Source organism: Serratia sp. Tan611, from assembly GCF_905188235.1.
Classification (GTDB): domain Bacteria; phylum Pseudomonadota; class Gammaproteobacteria; order Enterobacterales; family Enterobacteriaceae; genus Serratia_B; species Serratia_B rhizosphaerae.
Genome location: NZ_LR994655.1, coordinates 2,066,187 through 2,083,427, shown reverse-complemented (window position 1 = coordinate 2,083,427; position 17,241 = coordinate 2,066,187). Strand labels below are relative to the sequence as shown.

The following is a 17,241-nucleotide window of genomic DNA, read 5'->3' as shown; positions in this document are numbered from 1 at the left end:
TCAGCGCGTTGCCGGCGGTTCGGCTTTCAATTCACTGCCACAGCGTCTATCATGCGCGCTCTAAAAATTTCGAGCGGCGCCACTGGTTTTGAGCTTTTGTACGGCGGGGTATTTCGCCAGCTCTCGCAGTCTTTTCCAGCGGCGGTTCTATCTGCAAGAGTTCACGGGATAGAGTGACACCATAAATGACTGAGAAATCCTCTCTGAAGCCACTTGTTGAATTGAAAGCGTTAAGCAAAGGATTCGACGGCAAAACCATCATCAGCGATCTTGACCTCACCATTAATCACGGCGAGTTTTTGACGATCCTCGGCCCCTCCGGCTGCGGTAAAACCACCGTGTTGCGCCTGATCGCCGGCCTGGAAGATGTCGACAGCGGCCAGATCGTGCTCGACGGTCTGGATATTACCGACATTCCGGCCGAACACCGCCACGTCAATACCGTCTTCCAGAGCTACGCGCTGTTCCCGCACATGACGGTGTTTGACAACGTCGCCTTCGGCCTGCGGATGCAGAAAACGCCGGCGGCGGAGATTACCCCGCGGGTGGAAGAAGCGCTGCGCATGGTGCAGTTGGAGGCCTTTGCACAGCGGCGTCCCAGCCAGCTGTCCGGCGGCCAGCAGCAGCGCGTCGCCATCGCCCGCGCGGTGGTGAATAAACCCAAGGTTCTGCTGCTGGATGAGTCGCTGTCGGCGCTGGACTATAAGCTGCGCAAACAGATGCAGAACGAGCTGAAGGCGCTGCAGCGCAAGCTCGGCATCACCTTTGTCTTCGTCACCCACGATCAGGAAGAGGCGCTGACCATGTCGGACCGCATCGTGGTGATGCGCGAAGGCCGCATTGAGCAGGACGGCACGCCGCGCGAGATCTACGAAGAGCCGCGCAACCTGTTTGTCGCCAGCTTTATCGGCGAGATTAATATCTTTGACGCCACTGTGCTGCAACGCATCGACGCGCAGCGGGTGCGCGCCAACGTCGAAGGGCGCGAATGCGATATCTACGCCAGTCTGCCGGTCAGCGCCGGCCAGCGCCTGAAAGTGCTGCTGCGGCCGGAGGATCTGCGCGTTGAGGAGATCAACGGCGCCGAGCAGGTCGACGGCCTGATCGGCTATGTGCGCGAACGTAACTACAAGGGAATGACGCTGGACTCGGTCGTCGAGCTGGAAAACGGCAAGATAGTCATGGTCAGCGAATTCTTTAACGAAGACGATCCGGACGTCGACCACTCGCTGAATCAGAAAATGGCGGTGACCTGGGTTGAAAGCTGGGAGGTGGTGCTGGCCGATGAAGACCTCGCGTAAACTGTTCCAGAATGTGGTGATTACCGGGGTAGTCGCCTGGCTGGTGCTGTTCGTGTTTATGCCGAACCTGATGATTATCGGCACCAGCTTCCTGACCCGCGACGACGCCAATCTGATTCAGATGGTGTTCACGCTGGATAACTACACCCGGCTGTTCGATCCGCTGTACGCCGAAGTGCTGCTGCACTCGCTGAATATGGCGGTGATCGCCACCCTGTGCTGCCTGGTGATCGGCTATCCGTTCGCCTTTATTCTGGCGCGCCTGCCGCAGAAGGTGCGGCCGCTGCTGCTGTTTCTGCTGATCGTCCCCTTCTGGACCAACTCGCTGATCCGTATCTACGGCCTGAAGCTGTTCCTCAGCACCCGCGGCTATCTGAACGATTTCCTGCTGTGGCTGGGGGTGATCGACAAACCGTTTCGCATCATGTACACCTCCGAAGCGGTGGTGCTGGGCCTGATTTATATTCTGCTGCCGTTTATGGTGATGCCGCTCTATTCCAGCATTGAGAAGCTGGATAAATCCTGTCTGGAAGCGGCGCGCGATCTCGGCGCCAGCAAGCTGCAGACCTTTATCCGCATCATCGTGCCGCTGACCATGCCCGGCATTATCGCCGGCTGCCTGCTGGTGATCCTGCCGGCAATGGGGCTGTTCTTCGTTGCGGACCTGATGGGCGGCGCGAAAAACCTGCTGATCGGCAACGTGATCAAGAGCCAGTTCCTGAATATTCGCGACTGGCCGTTTGGCGCCGCCACCAGCATCTGCCTGACGCTGGTCATGGGCCTGATGCTGCTGGTGTACTACCGCGCGGCGAAGCTGCTGAACAAGAAGGTGGAACTGGAATGATCGGACGCCTGCTACGCGGTGGTTTTATGACCATCATTTACGCCTATTTATATATTCCGATCGTGATTCTGATCGTCAACTCGTTCAACGCATCGCGCTTTGGCATCAACTGGCAAGGGTTTACCGTCGACTGGTACTCGACCCTGCTCAACAACGACAGTCTGCTGCAGGCGGCGGGCCACTCGCTGACCATGGCGGTGCTGTCGGCCACCTTCGCCACGCTGATCGGCTCGCTGACCGCGGTGGCGCTGTACCGCTACCGCTTCCGCGGCAAACCGTTCGTCAGCGGTATGCTGTTTGTGGTGATGATGTCGCCGGATATCGTGATGGCGATCTCCCTGCTGGTGCTGTTTATGCTACTGGGCATCTCGCTGGGCTTCTGGTCGCTGCTGTTTTCGCACATCACTTTCTGCCTGCCGTTTGTGGTGGTGACCGTCTACTCGCGGCTGAAAGGCTTCGACGTCAAAATGCTGGAAGCGGCGCGCGACCTCGGTGCCGGCGAGGTGACGATCCTGCGCAAAATCATCCTGCCGCTGGCGATGCCGGCCGTCGCCGCCGGCTGGCTGCTGAGCTTTACCCTGTCGATGGATGATGTGGTGGTGTCTTCGTTCGTCACCGGGCCGAGCTATGAGATCCTGCCGCTGAAGATCTATTCGATGGTCAAGGTCGGCGTCTCGCCGGAGGTCAACGCCCTCGCCACCATTCTGCTGCTGATGTCGCTGGTGCTGGTGCTCGCCAGCCAGCTGATCCTGCGCGATCGCAACGTCAAATAATCGAACGGACACATTCCAATTGTGAATGTGTCCGTTTCTCACCTGCCGTCCCGTTTTCCAGACTAAAAGCCGCTATTTACCAAGGGGATAACCGCCTTTACCCCGCGCCGCCCGCCGCCTATAATGGCCGCTCTCTGGGGTATAGGACCGCCGCGCCGCTATTCGGCCTATACTGTTAAACGCGATAACTGCTGAAGGATACGCTGCATGAAAAAGTGGTCACACCTGCTCGCAGCCGGGATGATGGCACTGAGCATCGGCTCTGCAACCGCCGCCGATGACGGCAAAACCCTCTATTTCTATAACTGGACTGAATATGTGCCGCCGGGCTTGCTCGATCAGTTCACCAAAGAAACGGGGATTAAGGTGATCTATTCCACCTATGAATCCAATGAAAGCATGTACGCCAAGCTGAAGACTTATAAAGACGGCGCGTACGATCTGGTGGTGCCTTCCACCTATTTCATCGCCAAGATGAGTAAGGAAGGCATGCTGCAGAAGATCGACAAGAGCAAGCTCAGCAACTTTAAGGATCTGGATCCCAACCTGCTGAACAAACCGTTCGATCCGAATAACGATTATTCCATCCCGTATATCTGGGGTGCCACCGCCATCGGCGTCAACAGCGACGAGATCGACCCGAAAACCATTACCTCATGGGCCGACCTGTGGAAGCCGGAGTACAAAAGCAGCCTGCTGCTGACCGATGACGCGCGCGAAGTGTTCCAGATGGCGCTGCGGAAACTGGGCTATTCCGGCAACACCACCAATCCGCAAGAGATTGAAGCCGCCTATAACGAGCTGAAAAAGCTGATGCCGAACGTGCTGGCCTTTAACTCCGACAACCCGGGCAACCCGTTTATGGAAGGGGAAGTCAACCTGGGCATGGTGTGGAACGGCTCGGCCTTTGTCGCCCGTCAGGCCGGCACGCCGCTGGAGATTGTCTGGCCGAAGGAAGGCGGTATTTTCTGGATGGACAGCCTGGCGATCCCGGCTAACGCCAAAAACGTCGACGGCGCGCTGAAGCTGATCAACTTCCTGCTGCGGCCGGAAATTGCCGTGCAGGTGGCGAAAACCATCGGTTACCCAACGCCGAATCTGGCCGCGAAAAAACTGCTGCCGCCGGACATTGCCAACGATAAGTCACTGTATCCGGACGAAGCAGTGATCAAAAACGGCGAATGGCAGAACGACGTCGGCGACGCCAGCACGCTGTACGAAACCCAGTTCCAGAAGCTGAAGGCCGGCCGCTAACGCCAGCCTCTGGCTGATTCAGGCCGGGCGCAATGCCCGGTCTTGTTTCCTCCGCTGCCAGCGCTGCAGCGACGCCAACAGGGTTACGGCCGATCGGCGCGTTCAATCTTCCCCATCAGAAATTTATGCACAAAGCGCGGCACCACTTCACTGGCCGGCCCGTAATGCTTCTCGGCAAACTGGCTTTCCACCTGGCTCGGCTCCAGATTCAGTTCCATGGTATGCGCACCGCTCAGCCGCGCCTCATGCACAAACCCGGCCGCCGGATACACATGCCCGGAGGTGCCGATAGCGACGAAGAAATCCGCCCTCTCCAGAGCCTGATAGATATCGTCCATACCGATCGGCATTTCGCCGAACCACACCACGTGCGGGCGCAGCGGCGCCGGGAACTGGCAGCAGTGGCAGCGGTCGTCGACGCTCAGATCGCCGGGCCAGTCAACCACCTGGCCGGACTGCGTGCAGCGCACCTTCAGCAGTTCTCCATGCATATGCACCACCCGGTGGTTGCCGGCGCGCTCGTGCAGATTGTCGATATTTTGCGTAACCAGCAGAAAGTTATCCCCCAGCCACTCTTCCAGACTGGCCAGCGCACGGTGCGCGGCGTTCGGCGCAATATCATCCTGCTGCAGCTGGCGGCGGCGCGCATTGTAAAACGCCTGCACCAGCTCCGGATCGCGTTGGAAACCTTCCGGCGTCGCCACGTCCTCCACCTTGTGCTCTTCCCACAAACCGTCCGCTGCGCGGAAGGTGCGAATGCCGGATTCCGCAGAAATACCTGCCCCGGTCAACACCACCACAAACGGCTTTTTCAACTCCGCCGCCGCCATGGTATCGCGGTGAAAAATCCGCGAACGAAAACGTTGGTGCAGCACATGTTTGCTCTTGCGAAACTGATGCAGCCGATGGCGCGTACGCATAACTACTCCTTATTCAATGATCCGCCAGGTTGAGAAACGCCGCCCCGCGCACGCCGCCGGCGTCGCCATAGCGCGCCGGTTCGATCCGCGGCATCTTCGCCACGCGCAACAGGCTGCGCGGCAGACGTGACGGCAGCGCCTGGTAGATCGCTGCAAAATTCGATAATCCTCCGCCAATCACCACCAGATGCGGATCGATGACGGTCAGTAAATTGCCCAGACAAATCGCCAGCAGATCGAGAAAACGCTCAACGTGAGCCTGCGCCTGCGGCTCACCGGCCTGATAATGCGCAATAATTTGCGGCGCAGACAAGCGCTGCTGATAAAAATGCGCGTACAGCCACTCAAATCCGCGGCCTGATATGTAATTTTCAATGCAACCATGATGACCGCAGCCGCAGGCAACGCGAGGTATATCACGCCCCAGCACTTCCAGCGCATCAACCGGCAGACGCAAATGCCCGAATTCGCCGGCGATATGATTACGGCCGGACACCACCTTGCCGTCGACGATCAGGCCGCCGCCCACGCCGGTGCCGAGGATCAGCCCGAACACCACCGGATAGCGACGGAACTCCTTATCCCACGCCTCCGACAGCGCGAAGCAGTTGGCGTCGTTTTCCACCCGCACTTCCCGGCCAATCAGAGCCGCCAAATCGCGCGGCAGCGCCTGCCCCATCGCCGCCGGCACGTTGGCGGTAAACAGCGTGCCGTCATCATCGTTAGGCAAACCGGGAATGCCGATGCCCACCTGCCCGGCAGCGCCGCAGACGGCGTCCGCCTCCAGCGTCATATCACGCAGCGTCGCCAGCAGTTGGCGATAGTCGTCCCGCGGGGTCGCCACGCGCTTTTGCCAGACGCGTTGCAGGTCGGCGTCGAACACCCCCAGCTCAATTTTGCTGCCGCCCATATCAAAACCGTAGAACATCCGTTACCTCACGTAAAAAAATGGGGCTGCATCACTGCGCCCCATTTTTAACCCGATCACTGACCGCTTAGCACCCGCGCCGGATCGATACGGCTGGCGCGTCGCGCCGGATACCAGCTGGCCAGCAGGCTGAGTACGATAGCGGTCGCCAGCACGATGACGACATCCAGCCAGTGCAGCTCCGACGGTAAGAAGTCGATAAAATAGATATCGCCGGACAAGAATGAATGACCGACCATCTTTTCAATCAGCTTGATGATATTCGTCAGCTGCAGCGAGGCAAAGATGCCGACCACCACGCCGCTCAGGCTGCCCACCAGCCCCGCCAGCAGGCCATACCAGACGAATATCGCCCGGATAAAGCCGTCTTTGGCGCCCAGCGTACGCAACACGGCGATATCGCCGCTCTTGTCCTTCACCGCCATCACCAGCGTGGAAACGATGTTGAAGCAGGCCACGCCGATCACCAGTACCATAGCCAGATACATGATGGCGCGGATCATCTGAATATCGCGGTACATATAGCCGTACTTGCCGATCCAGCTCTTGATATAAACGTAGGCGTTGGTCACCTCGCCGGCGTCGCGCACCAGCTTATTGGCGGCGAACACGTCGTTAACCTTGATGGCGATGCCGGTGACGCTGTCACCCATGTCCAGATAGCGCTGCGCATCGGCCAGCGGCACCATCGCCAGGCTGTGATCCAGCTGGCCGCTGAGCTGCAAAATACCGCTGACATGCAGGCGAATACGCTTCGGCTGCAGCAATTTCATCTGCGGATCGCTGTTGGGGATCATCACCGTAACAGAGGAGCCCTGCTTGACGCCCAGCGCGTCGGCGACGCCTTTACCCAGAATCACCTGCTGTTCGCCGCCCTTGAAGTTGGCCCAGGCATCGCCCTGCACATACTTCGGCAACGCGCTGAGCTTCGCTTCCTGCGCCGGGTCGACCCCTTTCAGCTGCACCGCGCGCAGCTGGGCGCCGTTTTCCATCAGGCCGGTGAAATTAATATACGGCGCGGCGGCCAGAATGCCCGGCACCTTTTCCACCCGCTGCATCATCGCCGGCCAGCCGTTAAACGGCTGATTCACCGGCTCGATTTCCCCGTGCGGCACCACCGACAACACGCGGTTCTGCAGCTCGCGCTCAAAGCCATTCATCGCGCTCAGGCCGACGATCAGCACCGCCACGCCCAACGCAATACCGATGGTGGAGATCACCGAAATCAGCGACACCATGCCGCCGCGCCGCCGACCGCGGCTAAAACGCAGCGCCGTCAGCAGTGAGAGAGGCAATGCGCGCATTACTCGGCCCCCAGCAGCGTCAGCTGCGCCTGCAAATGACCGTCGCGCATTTCCAACTGGCGGTTAAGGCGTTTAGCCAGCTGCAGATCGTGGGTCACCACCAGAAACGCAGTGCCCTGACGCACGTTCAGCTCCCCCAGCAGGTCAAAAATGCTGTCGGCGGTGCGGTGATCCAGGTTGCCGGTCGGCTCATCCGCCAGCACCAGCGACGGATTATTCACCAGCGCACGGGCGATCGCCACCCGCTGGCGTTCACCGCCGGACAGTTCTGACGGACGGTGTTTGCTGCGTTTATCCAGCCCGACCGCCGCCAGCATTTCCATCGCTTTCTCCTGCGCCTGCGCCGGCTTAACGCCGCCGATCAGCAGCGGCATCGCCGCGTTTTCCAGCGCGGAAAAGTCCGGCAGCAGGTGGTGAAACTGATAGATAAAGCCCAGCTCGCGGTTACGCAGTTCGGCCTTGGCGGCGGATGACAGTGAATTCATCGCCTGCCCCTTGAACACCACGCTGCCGGAGGTCGGTGAATCCAGCCCGCCCAGCAGGTGCAACAGCGTACTTTTCCCCGAGCCAGAGCTGCCGACAATCGCCATCATCTCGCCGGGCTGCATGGCAAAACTGACATTTCGCAGCACGTCGGTATGCAGATTGCCTTCCTGATAGGTCTTGCACAGGTTGTCACACTGCAACAAAGGATGGTTACTCATAACGTAAAGCCTCAGCGGGTTGAACGGCGGCGGCGCGCCATGAAGGGTACAGCGTGGACAGCAGTGACACCGCCATCGCCGCGACGGCGATGATCGTCACCTGCAGCGGTTCAACCGCCACCGGCAGCGACGCGCCGTCAATCAGCGCGCCAAGCGCCGGCATAATGGTATTCAGGTTCAGCGCCAACACCACGCCCAGCAGCGTACCGAGCAGCGAGCCGATAATCCCGGCGCTGGCGCCCTGGGTCATAAACACCGCCATAATCTGGCGGCGCGTCAGCCCCTGGGTTTGCAAGATGGCCACTTCGCCCTGCTTTTCCATCACCAGCAGGCCGAGGGAGGTAATGATATTAAAGGCGGCAACCGCCACGATCAGGCTCAGCAGCAGCCCCATCATGTTCTTTTCCATGCGCACCGCCTGGAACAGCTCGCCTTTGCGATCGCGCCAGTCTTTCCAGCTCGCGCCCTGCGGCAACGCCTGCTGGCTCAGGCTGTCGACCGCCAGCGGCTGCTGCAGGAACAGGCGCCAGCCGGTGATATTGCCTGCCGGGTAGCGCATCACACGCGAAGCGTCCTGCTGATTGACCAGCAGTTGGTATTCGTCCACATCGCTGTTGGCATGGAAGGTGCCGGCCACGGTAAACACGCGCTGGCTGGGAATGCGCCCCATCGGGGTAAACTGGCTGGCGCTCGGCACCATCAGACGCAGCCTGTCGCCGCGTTTGACGCCCAATTTGCCGGCCAGCACTTCGCCCAGAATGACGTTGTACCCGCCAGGCTGCAGCGCCTGCTGTTTGACATTAACCAGAAACGGCGTCAACGGATCGGCTTCGTCCGGGTTGACGCCAAGCATCACCCCGACCGCCACGTTGCGCGGGCTTTGCAGCACCACGTCGCCGGTGGTCAGCGGCGCCACGCGAGTCACGCCGCGCAGCCCCTGCACCGCAGAAGCCGGCAGATGTTGAGGATTGACCGACCCGCTCGGGGTGGTGACCAGCGCTTGCGGCATCAGGCCCAGAATGTTGTTTTCCAGGTCTCTTTCAAAGCCGTTCATCACCGATAACACGGTGACCAGCGCCATCACCCCCAGCGTAATGCCGATCGTGGAAAGCCAGGAGACAAACCGGCCAAAGCGGTCTGAAGCCCGCCCGCGCATGTAGCGCAGGCCAATGAATAACGCGACAGGTTGATACATGAAATCCGTTTTGTGGCCGTAGCTTAAGCAAAGTGATCATGGATAATAAAGGCTCCGCGCCGATTAGGGAACCGTTCGGCGGCTTTTATTCTGCCAGAGCGGCCGCATGCGGGTTAATTAACCGTCACTAAGCCCATTTGCCTATGTCAGTTTGCCGGCCAGTGGGCTAGTATAAAGCAAACAAAAGCGCCGCCTGTCGACGCCGGATCACCGTCAATTTACAGATCAAAAGATACCTGATGAGCATTTCCGATAACCGTAGTCGTTCCGCAGCACTTACCTCCCGCTATGACCTGCCGAACCGCGCAGGGGATTTACGCCAGCTGGGTCAGCTGACCGGTTCGGCCTGCGCCGTTGAGTGCGCCGAAATCGCCGAACGCCACGACGGACCTATCATGCTGATCGCGCCGGATATGCAAAATGCCCTGCGTCTGCGCGATGAGATCCAGCAGTTTACCGATCAGATGGTCACCACGCTGTCGGACTGGGAAACGCTGCCTTACGACAGCTTCTCGCCGCATCAGGAGATTATCTCCGCCCGTCTCTCCAGCCTATACCATCTGCCGACCATGGCGCGCGGCATTATTATTCTGCCGGTCAACACGCTGATGCAGCGCGTCTGCCCGCATGAGTTCCTGCACGGCCATGCGCTGGTGATGAATAAGGGTCAGCGGCTGTCGCGGGATAAACTGCGCGCCCAGCTGGAGCAGGCCGGCTACCGCAGCGTCGATCAGGTGATGGAGCACGGCGAGTTTGCCACCCGCGGCGCCCTGCTCGATCTGTACCCGATGGGCAGCGACGAACCGTACCGTATCGATTTCTTTGATGACGAAATCGACAGCCTGCGCATTTTCGACGTCGACACTCAGCGCACGCTGAGCGAGGTCGAGTCGATCAACCTGCTGCCGGCGCACGAATTCCCGACCGATAAAAACGCTATCGAACTGTTCCGCAGCCAGTGGCGTGAACAGTTTGAAGTACGCCGCGACGCCGAACATATTTACCAGCAGGTCAGCAAAAGCAGCTGGCCCGCCGGTATCGAATACTGGCAGCCGCTGTTCTTCAGCCAGCCGCTGCCGTCGCTGTTCAGCTATCTGCCGGCGAATACCCTGCTGGTTAATACCGGCAACCTGGAGAGCGCTGCCGAGCGCTTCTGGCTGGATGTCAATCAGCGCTATGAGAGCCGCCGCGTCGACCCGATGCGCCCGCTGCTGGCGCCGGACACCCTGTGGCTGCGCGTCGACGCCCTGTTCGCCGAGCTGAAGGCCTGGCCGCGCGTGGCGCTGAAAACCGAGGCACTGCCAGCCAAAGCGGGCAACACCAATCTCGACTACCAAAGCCTGCCCGACCTGGCGGTACAGGCGCAGCAAAAAGCGCCGCTGGATAACCTGCGCCGCTTTATCGAAAGTTTTGACGGCAGCGTGATCTTCTCGGTGGAGAGCGAGGGCCGGCGTGAGACGCTGCAGGATCTGCTCGGCCGCATCAAGCTGGGCACCAGCCTGATTCAGCGGCTGGATCAGGCCGACGACAACGGCCGTTATATGATGGTCGGCGCCGCCGAACGCGGCTTCCTCGATGCGATGCGCCAGCGGGCGCTGATTTGCGAAAGCGACCTGCTGGGCGAACGCGTCAGCCGACGTCGGCAGGATAATCGCCGCACCATCAATACCGATACCCTGATCCGCAACCTGGCGGAGTTGCATCCCGGCCAGCCGGTGGTGCACCTTGAGCACGGCGTCGGCCGCTATGTCGGCCTGACCACGCTGGAAGCCGGCGGCATCAAAGCGGAATACCTGATTTTGTCCTACGCCGGTGAGGACAAGCTATACGTGCCGGTTTCCTCGCTGCATCTGATTAGCCGCTATGCCGGCGGCGCCGATGAAAATGCCCCGCTGCATAAACTCGGCGGTGACGCCTGGTCGCGGGCGCGGCAGAAAGCGGCAGAGAAAGTGCGCGACGTCGCCGCCGAACTGCTGGATATCTACGCGCAGCGCGCGGCCAAAGCCGGTTTCGCCTTTAAACACGACCGCGAACAGTATCAGCTGTTCTGCCAGACGTTCCCGTTTGAAACCACGCCCGATCAGGAACAGGCGATCAATGCGGTGCTGAGCGATATGTGCCAGCCACTGGCGATGGACCGTCTGGTGTGCGGCGACGTGGGCTTCGGCAAAACCGAAGTGGCGATGCGCGCCGCCTTCCTGGCGGTGGAGAACGGCAAGCAGGTGGCGGTACTGGTGCCCACCACCCTGCTGGCGCAACAGCACTTCGACAACTTCCGCGACCGTTTCGCCACCTGGCCAATCCGTATTGAGATGATGTCGCGCTTCCGCAGTGCTAAAGAGCAACAGCAGGTGCTGGACGACGCGGCGGACGGCAAGGTTGATATCGTTATCGGCACCCACAAGCTGCTGCAGAGCGATCTGCGCTGGAAAGATTTGGGGCTGCTGATCGTCGACGAAGAACACCGCTTCGGCGTACGCCACAAAGAGCGCATCAAAGCGATGCGTGCCGACGTAGATATTCTGACGCTGACCGCGACGCCGATCCCACGTACGCTGAATATGGCAATGAGCGGCATGCGCGATCTGTCGATTATCGCCACCCCGCCGGCGCGCCGTCTGGCGGTAAAAACCTTTGTGCGCGAATACGACAGCCTGGTGGTGCGCGAAGCGATTCTGCGTGAGACGCTGCGCGGCGGCCAGGTCTACTACCTGTACAACGACGTGGAAAACATCGAGAAAGCAGCCGAACGGCTGGCGGAGCTGGTGCCGGAAGCGCGCATCGCCATTGGCCACGGCCAGATGCGCGAGCGCGATCTGGAGCGGGTGATGAATGATTTCCACCACCAGCGCTTTAACGTACTGGTCTGCACCACCATTATTGAGACCGGCATCGATATTCCCAGCGCCAACACCATCATCATCGAACGGGCCGACCGCTTCGGTCTGGCGCAGCTGCACCAGCTGCGCGGCCGCGTCGGTCGTTCGCACCATCAGGCTTACGCCTACCTGCTGACGCCGAATCCGAAAGCGATGAGCAGCGACGCCCATAAACGCCTGGAAGCCATCGCCACGCTGGAAGATCTGGGCGCCGGCTTCGCCCTGGCCACGCACGATCTGGAAATCCGCGGCGCCGGCGAACTGCTGGGAGAAGACCAGAGCGGGCAGATGACCACCATCGGCTTCTCGCTGTATATGGAGCTGCTGGAAAGCGCGGTGGATGCGCTGAAACAGGGACGGGAGCCGTCGCTGGAGGACCTGACCAGCAGCCAGACCGAGGTGGAACTGCGTATGCCGGCGCTGCTGCCGGACGATTTCATTCCGGACGTCAACACCCGTCTGTCGCTGTACAAACGCATCGCCAGCGCCAAGCATGACGGCGAGTTGGAAGAACTGAAGGTGGAACTGATCGACCGCTTCGGCAAACTGCCGGATGCCACGCGCAACCTGCTGCACAGCGCCGCGCTGCGTCAGCATGCGCAGACGCTGGGCATCAAGCGAATTGAGGTTAACGAACGCGGCGGCTTTGTCGAGTTCGGCGAAAAGAACCGCGTCGATCCCGGTTACCTGATCGGCCTGCTGCAGAGCCAGCCGCAGATCTACCGGCTGGACGGCCCCACCAAGCTGAAGTTTATGCTCGATCTGACCGACCGGGCCAAACGGCTGAAGTTTATCGAGGATCTGCTGAACGCCTGCCGCGAACATACGCTGGCGTAAAACAGCCGCAGCCCGCAGCGCGGGCAAACAAAAACCCGCAGCCGACGGTGACGTTGGCTGCGGGTTTTTTTTGACGCCGAAGTGGCGTCAAAGCATCAGGCCTGCGTGGTATCGGTGCGGTTCAGGATCAGCTGACCGCTCTTATCCAGCGGGATCTGAGTGCCCGGATCGTGATCCATGCGGATTTTGCCCTGCTGATCGCCGATCTTGTAGGTCACATCATAGCCCAGCAGCTTCTGCGATTTGTCGTACACCGTTTTGCAGCGCTGCTGCACGCTGGTGGTGGTGTCGTTGTTCTGCATCGACCCTTGGATCTGGTTGCCGGCATAGCCGCCCCCCAGCGCGCCGACCACCGTCGCTACGTCGCGGCCGCGACCGCCGCCGAACTGGTGGCCGATAACCCCGCCGGCTACGGCGCCCAGCACGGAACCGGCAATGCGGTTCTCATCCTGCACCGGCGCACGGTGGGTGACCGTCACGTTGCGGCATTCACGCCGCGGCGTTTTGATGGTTTCATTAATCGGCTTGGCGTTGAGAACCTGCGCGTATTGTGGGCCGGAAGAAAATACATCCAGGCTGGCAACGGCAGCAATACCCAGAGCAGCTGCGATACCGATACCTACACCGGCTAACATTGACTTGTTCACAGGAAATCCTCCTGAAATTGTTACCACGCATTTTGCACCGGGTGTGTTACCAACGTTGCACCGCGCTTATTATTTTGCGCATTGGCGGCACGGGCCTCCCGGTTTACGGCGTGCGTGCTGCGCCGTCTGTAAACACGTCAAAGTCTGCACAATCCTTATTGTTGCTGCAATAAGACGAAGTAACCAAAGATGCGGGAAAATGTGTGATTGTGGCTTGTTTAGGAAGAATCCTAAGGTTGTGGCGGGAAACCGCCCGATTTTATGCTGCCTCTGTACCAGCATGGCAAACATCGGCCTGACGCGAAAATAAAAAAACCCACGCGGTCGCAACGGCGTGGGTTGGATAGCGCAATATGGTGAAATCAGTGCATTTTCAAACGCGGACGAATCACGCGGTTGATGCCGCCCACCAGCATCATCAGGCCGGTTTTGATATAACCGTGCAACGCCACCTGATGCATACGATACAGTGAGATATAAACAAAGCGCGCAATACGTCCTTCCACCATCATCGAACCGCGCATCAGGTTGCCCATCAGGCTGCCGACGGTGCTGAAGCGAGAGAGTGAAACCAGCGAGCCGTGGTCTTTATAGACATAGGGCTTCAGCGTCTGGCCGTTAATCAGCGCCAGAATATTGCTGCCGCAGCGTGACGCCATCTGGTGCGCCGACTGGGCGCGCGGCGGTACAAAGCCACCGCCCTCTTTCGGGCAAGAAGCACAGTCGCCGATAGCAAAGATGTTCGGATCGCGCGTGGTCTGCAGCGTCGGCTCAACCACCAGCTGATTAATACGGTTGGTTTCCAGCCCGCCGATCTCTTTCATAAAGTCCGGTGCTTTAATGCCCGCCGCCCATACCATCAGATCGGCCTGAATAAATTCGCCGCCTTTGGTATTGAGGCCGTTGTGCTCCGCGCTGGTGACCATGGTGTTGGTCAATACCCGCACGCCCAGCTTGTTCAGCTCCTGATGCGCGGCGGCAGAGATACGCGGCGGCAGCGCCGGCAGAATGCGCTCGCCGGCTTCCACCAGCGTGACATTCAGCGCGCTGTTGTCCAGGCCCTCAAAGCCGTAGCTATGCAGCTGTTTCACCGCGTTGTGCAGCTCCGCCGACAGTTCAACCCCGGTGGCGCCGCCGCCGACGATGGCGATATTGACGCTCTCCTGCTGCCCCGGCTGCGCCGAGAACTTCAGGAACAGGTTGAGCATTTCGTTATGGAAGCGCCGCGCCTGGTGCGGGTTGTCCAGGAAGATGCAGTTATCCTTCACGCCCGGCGTGCCGAAATCATTCGAGGTACTGCCCAGGGCCATCACCAGGATGTCGTAAGACAGCTCACGTTCAGGCACCAGCTCGTCGCCCTGCTCATCACAAATTTGCGCCAGCTGGACGGTTTTGTTGTCCCGGTCAATATTGGTCAGCGAGCCAAGTTGGAAGCTGAAGTGGTGATTACGGGCGTGGGCCAGGTAGCTCAGCGCATCGACGCCGTCATCCAGAGAACCGGTCGCCACTTCGTGCAGCAACGGTTTCCACAGGTGGCTGTGATTACGGTCGATCAGAGTAACCTCGGCCTTGTTTTTACGGCCGAGCTTATGCCCCAGGCTGGTCGCCAGCTCCAGGCCTCCGGCACCGCCGCCCACAATGACGATTTTCTTGATTGGCATTGTCAAAATAACCCTCTAAATGTGAACCATTTGTTATCCAAGGGTAAACAAATAATATCCTTAGAATACATGGGGTTCGCGTAAAATAAACCTGCAATCTGCGGCCAGAATAGCATGGGAGGTTATTTGGTCATACCATAATTGATGCATATCAAACTTTTTTGCTTAAAGGCTGGACGCGGAGCTTTTTTGACGATTGCGATTCAAATAGTTAGCGTCAGGTCACATTTTTTTGCGCCGCCGTTGGCCACTGACATATTTGCCAGAACAATAATAAAAGCCGCGCATTATCCTTCGTCTGGATAATAATCGCGGCCGGGCAGTGCGTTATGGAACTGTTACGCGAGGGTCTTGAAGGCTTTGATGCGTTGCAGGTGCGGGGAGATATTTTTGAACTTGTGCGTCTGCTGCTCGTCCCAGACGATTTCGTAGTATTTGTGCAGCAGATCGGCGCTGCGCTGGCTATCCAGCACCTCGTCATGGCGCGATAGCACCACCAGACAGCGATCGCGGTTCTTTTCACGAAAGTCCGCCACGCATTTGGTGGCGATATCCAGGTACTCTTCCGGCCGGTCGATTTTGCCGTGCATATGCTCTTGCGGAAACAGGTTCGGGTTAAACGCCACCTGACGGATGCCGCACAGAAAGCCGATGCGTTCCGCCCAGAATCCGCCCAGCCCGACGCCGCAGATCAACGCCTGCCGGTCTCCTTCCTGCTGCACCGCCTTGTCGACCTCTTTCAGCAGATGCTGCATATCATGGCGCGGGTGCAGGGTGCTGTAACTGATAAAGCGTACGTCCGGATCGATAAACTGCAGCTGCAGCACCTTCTCATGATTGCCGGGACTGGTGGAATCAAAACCATGCAAATAGATAATCATGTGGATCCTCGCAATAAACGGAGGGCCAGGTCGGCCCTCGCCGGCAGCGCCGTATTACGACGCCCTTACGGGTTAACCTCGCCGCGCTGTTTGTAAGTTTCCCAGCGGTCGCTCAACGCGCTCAGCTGCTGATGCGCCTGCTTCCAGCGTTCGGAGTCGCGCAGCGTCTGACGGGTAAACTGTCCCTGATGATACAGCCGCTTGAGCTTATCAACTTTGACCGGGGACAGGTTATCCAGCACGCTGACCGCGCCGGCGCGGTTGTTGCACACCAGAATCATATCGCAGCCGGCATCCAGCGCCGCCTGGCCGCGTTCGGCATAGCTGCCCATGATCGCCGCGCCTTCCATCGACAGATCGTCAGAGAAGATAATGCCGTCAAAGCCCAGCTCCTGACGCAGGATTTGTTTCAGCCAGTACGGCGAACCGCTGGCCGGACGCGGATCGGCCTCAGTATAGATGACGTGGGCCGGCATCACCGCATCCAGCAGCCGTCGCTCAATCAGCGCGCGGAAAATCGACATGTCGTGATTGCGGATGGTCGCCAGCGGGCGCGGATCGCGTGGGGTTTCTTTGTGCGAGTCGGCGCTGACCGCGCCATGCCCCGGAAAATGCTTGCCGGTAGTGCGCATGCCGGCGCTGTGCATCCCCTGAATAAAGCGCTCCGCCATCGCCAACGCCTGCGTCGGATCCTGATGGAAAGAGCGCTCGCCAATCGCCGCACTGACGTGGCCGATATCCAACACCGGCGCAAAGCTGATATCGATATCCTGCGCGATCATCTCCGCCGCCATCAGCCAACCGGCTTCCTGCGCCAGCCGCCCCGCTTCCGCCGCGTTATTGAGGGCGGCAAAGGACTGCGCTGCCGGCAGAGGGGTAAAACCGTCGCGAAAACGCTGTACGCGACCGCCTTCCTGATCGACCGCCACCACCAGCCGATCGTGGGACGCCGCGCGGATTTGCCGCACCAGCTCGCGCAGCTGCTGCGCATCGTGGTAGTTGCGGGTAAACAGAATCAGGCCGCCCACCAGCGGATGCTGTAAAATTTCGCGCTCTTCGGCATCCAGCTCATAGCCGGCGACGTCTAACATTACTGGGCCCACGGCCACCTCA

14 protein-coding genes are annotated in these 17,241 nt (G+C 59.6%); 5 read left to right on the top strand and 9 right to left on the bottom strand.

Annotated elements, in window-relative coordinates; all coding sequences use genetic code 11:
• Positions 1–185 precede the first annotated feature (185 nt).
• The 4 genes from potA to potD all read left to right on the top strand — a co-directional run bounded on the left by potA (position 186) and on the right by potD (position 4,172).
• Positions 186–1,301 carry a spermidine/putrescine ABC transporter ATP-binding protein PotA gene (gene potA, locus TAN611_RS09845; protein WP_203067632.1) on the top strand — a complete coding sequence of 372 codons (1,116 nt, stop codon included), beginning with the start codon at positions 186–188 and terminating at the stop codon, positions 1,299–1,301.
• Positions 1,285–2,145: a spermidine/putrescine ABC transporter permease PotB gene (gene potB, locus TAN611_RS09840; RefSeq protein WP_105230761.1), complete on the top strand. Its 861-nt coding sequence runs from the start codon at positions 1,285–1,287 to the stop codon at positions 2,143–2,145. The genes potA and potB overlap by 17 nt, the downstream gene beginning before the upstream one ends.
• Positions 2,142–2,918: a spermidine/putrescine ABC transporter permease PotC gene (gene potC / locus TAN611_RS09835; RefSeq protein WP_105230760.1), complete on the top strand. Its 777-nt coding sequence runs from the start codon at positions 2,142–2,144 to the stop codon at positions 2,916–2,918. The genes potB and potC overlap by 4 nt, the downstream gene beginning before the upstream one ends.
• A gap of 207 nt (positions 2,919–3,125) precedes the next feature.
• Positions 3,126–4,172: a spermidine/putrescine ABC transporter substrate-binding protein PotD gene (gene potD / locus TAN611_RS09830; protein WP_105230759.1), complete on the top strand. Its 1,047-nt coding sequence runs from the start codon at positions 3,126–3,128 to the stop codon at positions 4,170–4,172.
• Between the two features lie 83 nt (positions 4,173–4,255).
• On the opposite strand, the gene cobB is transcribed toward potD, so the two are convergent.
• Genes cobB through lolC form a run of 5 tightly spaced genes read right to left on the bottom strand, consistent with a single transcriptional unit; the run spans position 4,256 to position 9,223 of the window.
• The gene (cobB, locus tag TAN611_RS09825; RefSeq protein WP_105230758.1) at positions 4,256–5,092 is read right to left on the bottom strand and encodes a Sir2 family NAD+-dependent deacetylase; all 837 of its coding nucleotides are present in this window, start codon (positions 5,090–5,092) and stop codon (positions 4,256–4,258) included.
• Positions 5,093–5,105: 13 nt separating this feature from the next.
• Positions 5,106–6,020 (bottom strand): N-acetylglucosamine kinase, encoded by a 915-nt coding sequence (gene nagK / locus TAN611_RS09820; RefSeq protein ID WP_203067631.1) that lies wholly within the window; start codon positions 6,018–6,020, stop codon positions 5,106–5,108.
• A 56-nt stretch (positions 6,021–6,076) separates the two neighbouring features.
• Positions 6,077–7,324, bottom strand: a complete 1,248-nt coding sequence (gene lolE, locus TAN611_RS09815; RefSeq protein ID WP_111737259.1) for a lipoprotein-releasing ABC transporter permease subunit LolE — start codon at positions 7,322–7,324, stop codon at positions 6,077–6,079.
• A complete protein-coding gene (gene lolD / locus TAN611_RS09810; protein WP_105230755.1) occupies positions 7,324–8,028 on the bottom strand; it encodes a lipoprotein-releasing ABC transporter ATP-binding protein LolD in 705 nt (234 codons plus the stop codon). Before lolD ends, lolE begins: the two co-directional genes overlap by 1 nt.
• Positions 8,021–9,223, bottom strand: a complete 1,203-nt coding sequence (gene lolC / locus TAN611_RS09805) for a lipoprotein-releasing ABC transporter permease subunit LolC (RefSeq protein ID WP_105230754.1) — start codon at positions 9,221–9,223, stop codon at positions 8,021–8,023. Before lolC ends, lolD begins: the two co-directional genes overlap by 8 nt.
• Positions 9,224–9,462: 239 nt before the next feature.
• Here lolC and mfd point away from each other — a divergent pair, with 239 nt between their 5' ends.
• Positions 9,463–12,939, top strand: a complete 3,477-nt coding sequence (mfd, locus tag TAN611_RS09800) for a transcription-repair coupling factor (protein ID WP_111737260.1) — start codon at positions 9,463–9,465, stop codon at positions 12,937–12,939.
• Between the two features lie 95 nt (positions 12,940–13,034).
• Here mfd and TAN611_RS09795 read toward each other — a convergent pair whose 3' ends face one another.
• The 4 genes from TAN611_RS09795 to nagZ all read right to left on the bottom strand — a co-directional run bounded on the left by TAN611_RS09795 (position 13,035) and on the right by nagZ (position 17,219).
• Positions 13,035–13,586, bottom strand: coding sequence for a glycine zipper 2TM domain-containing protein (locus TAN611_RS09795; protein WP_172606288.1), 552 nt, complete (start codon positions 13,584–13,586; stop codon positions 13,035–13,037).
• 362 nt (positions 13,587–13,948) lie between these two features.
• Positions 13,949–15,253 (bottom strand): NAD(P)/FAD-dependent oxidoreductase, encoded by a 1,305-nt coding sequence (locus TAN611_RS09790; RefSeq protein ID WP_105230751.1) that lies wholly within the window; start codon positions 15,251–15,253, stop codon positions 13,949–13,951.
• A gap of 332 nt (positions 15,254–15,585) precedes the next feature.
• Positions 15,586–16,128, bottom strand: coding sequence for an alpha/beta hydrolase YcfP (gene ycfP, locus TAN611_RS09785; RefSeq protein WP_105230750.1), 543 nt, complete (start codon positions 16,126–16,128; stop codon positions 15,586–15,588).
• Between the two features lie 65 nt (positions 16,129–16,193).
• Positions 16,194–17,219, bottom strand: coding sequence for a beta-N-acetylhexosaminidase (gene nagZ / locus TAN611_RS09780; RefSeq protein ID WP_203067630.1), 1,026 nt, complete (start codon positions 17,217–17,219; stop codon positions 16,194–16,196).
• Positions 17,220–17,241 lie beyond the last annotated feature (22 nt).

Bases quoted from the DNA above. Each gene is read 5' to 3' on its own strand.
- potB (WP_105230761.1), top strand. From the start codon at position 1,285: ATGAAGACCTCGCGTAAACTGTTCCAGAATGTGGTGATTACCGGGGTA.
- potA (WP_203067632.1), top strand. From the start codon at position 186: ATGACTGAGAAATCCTCTCTGAAGCCACTTGTTGAATTGAAAGCGTTA.
- lolD (WP_105230755.1), bottom strand. From the start codon at position 8,028: ATGAGTAACCATCCTTTGTTGCAGTGTGACAACCTGTGCAAGACCTAT.
- potC (WP_105230760.1), top strand. From the start codon at position 2,142: ATGATCGGACGCCTGCTACGCGGTGGTTTTATGACCATCATTTACGCC.
- potD (WP_105230759.1), top strand. From the start codon at position 3,126: ATGAAAAAGTGGTCACACCTGCTCGCAGCCGGGATGATGGCACTGAGC.
- mfd (WP_111737260.1), top strand. From the start codon at position 9,463: ATGAGCATTTCCGATAACCGTAGTCGTTCCGCAGCACTTACCTCCCGC.
- lolE (WP_111737259.1), bottom strand. From the start codon at position 7,324: ATGCGCGCATTGCCTCTCTCACTGCTGACGGCGCTGCGTTTTAGCCGC.
- ycfP (WP_105230750.1), bottom strand. From the start codon at position 16,128: ATGATTATCTATTTGCATGGTTTTGATTCCACCAGTCCCGGCAATCAT.
- nagK (WP_203067631.1), bottom strand. From the start codon at position 6,020: ATGTTCTACGGTTTTGATATGGGCGGCAGCAAAATTGAGCTGGGGGTG.
- nagZ (WP_203067630.1), bottom strand. From the start codon at position 17,219: ATGTTAGACGTCGCCGGCTATGAGCTGGATGCCGAAGAGCGCGAAATT.
- lolC (WP_105230754.1), bottom strand. From the start codon at position 9,223: ATGTATCAACCTGTCGCGTTATTCATTGGCCTGCGCTACATGCGCGGG.
- cobB (WP_105230758.1), bottom strand. From the start codon at position 5,092: ATGCGTACGCGCCATCGGCTGCATCAGTTTCGCAAGAGCAAACATGTG.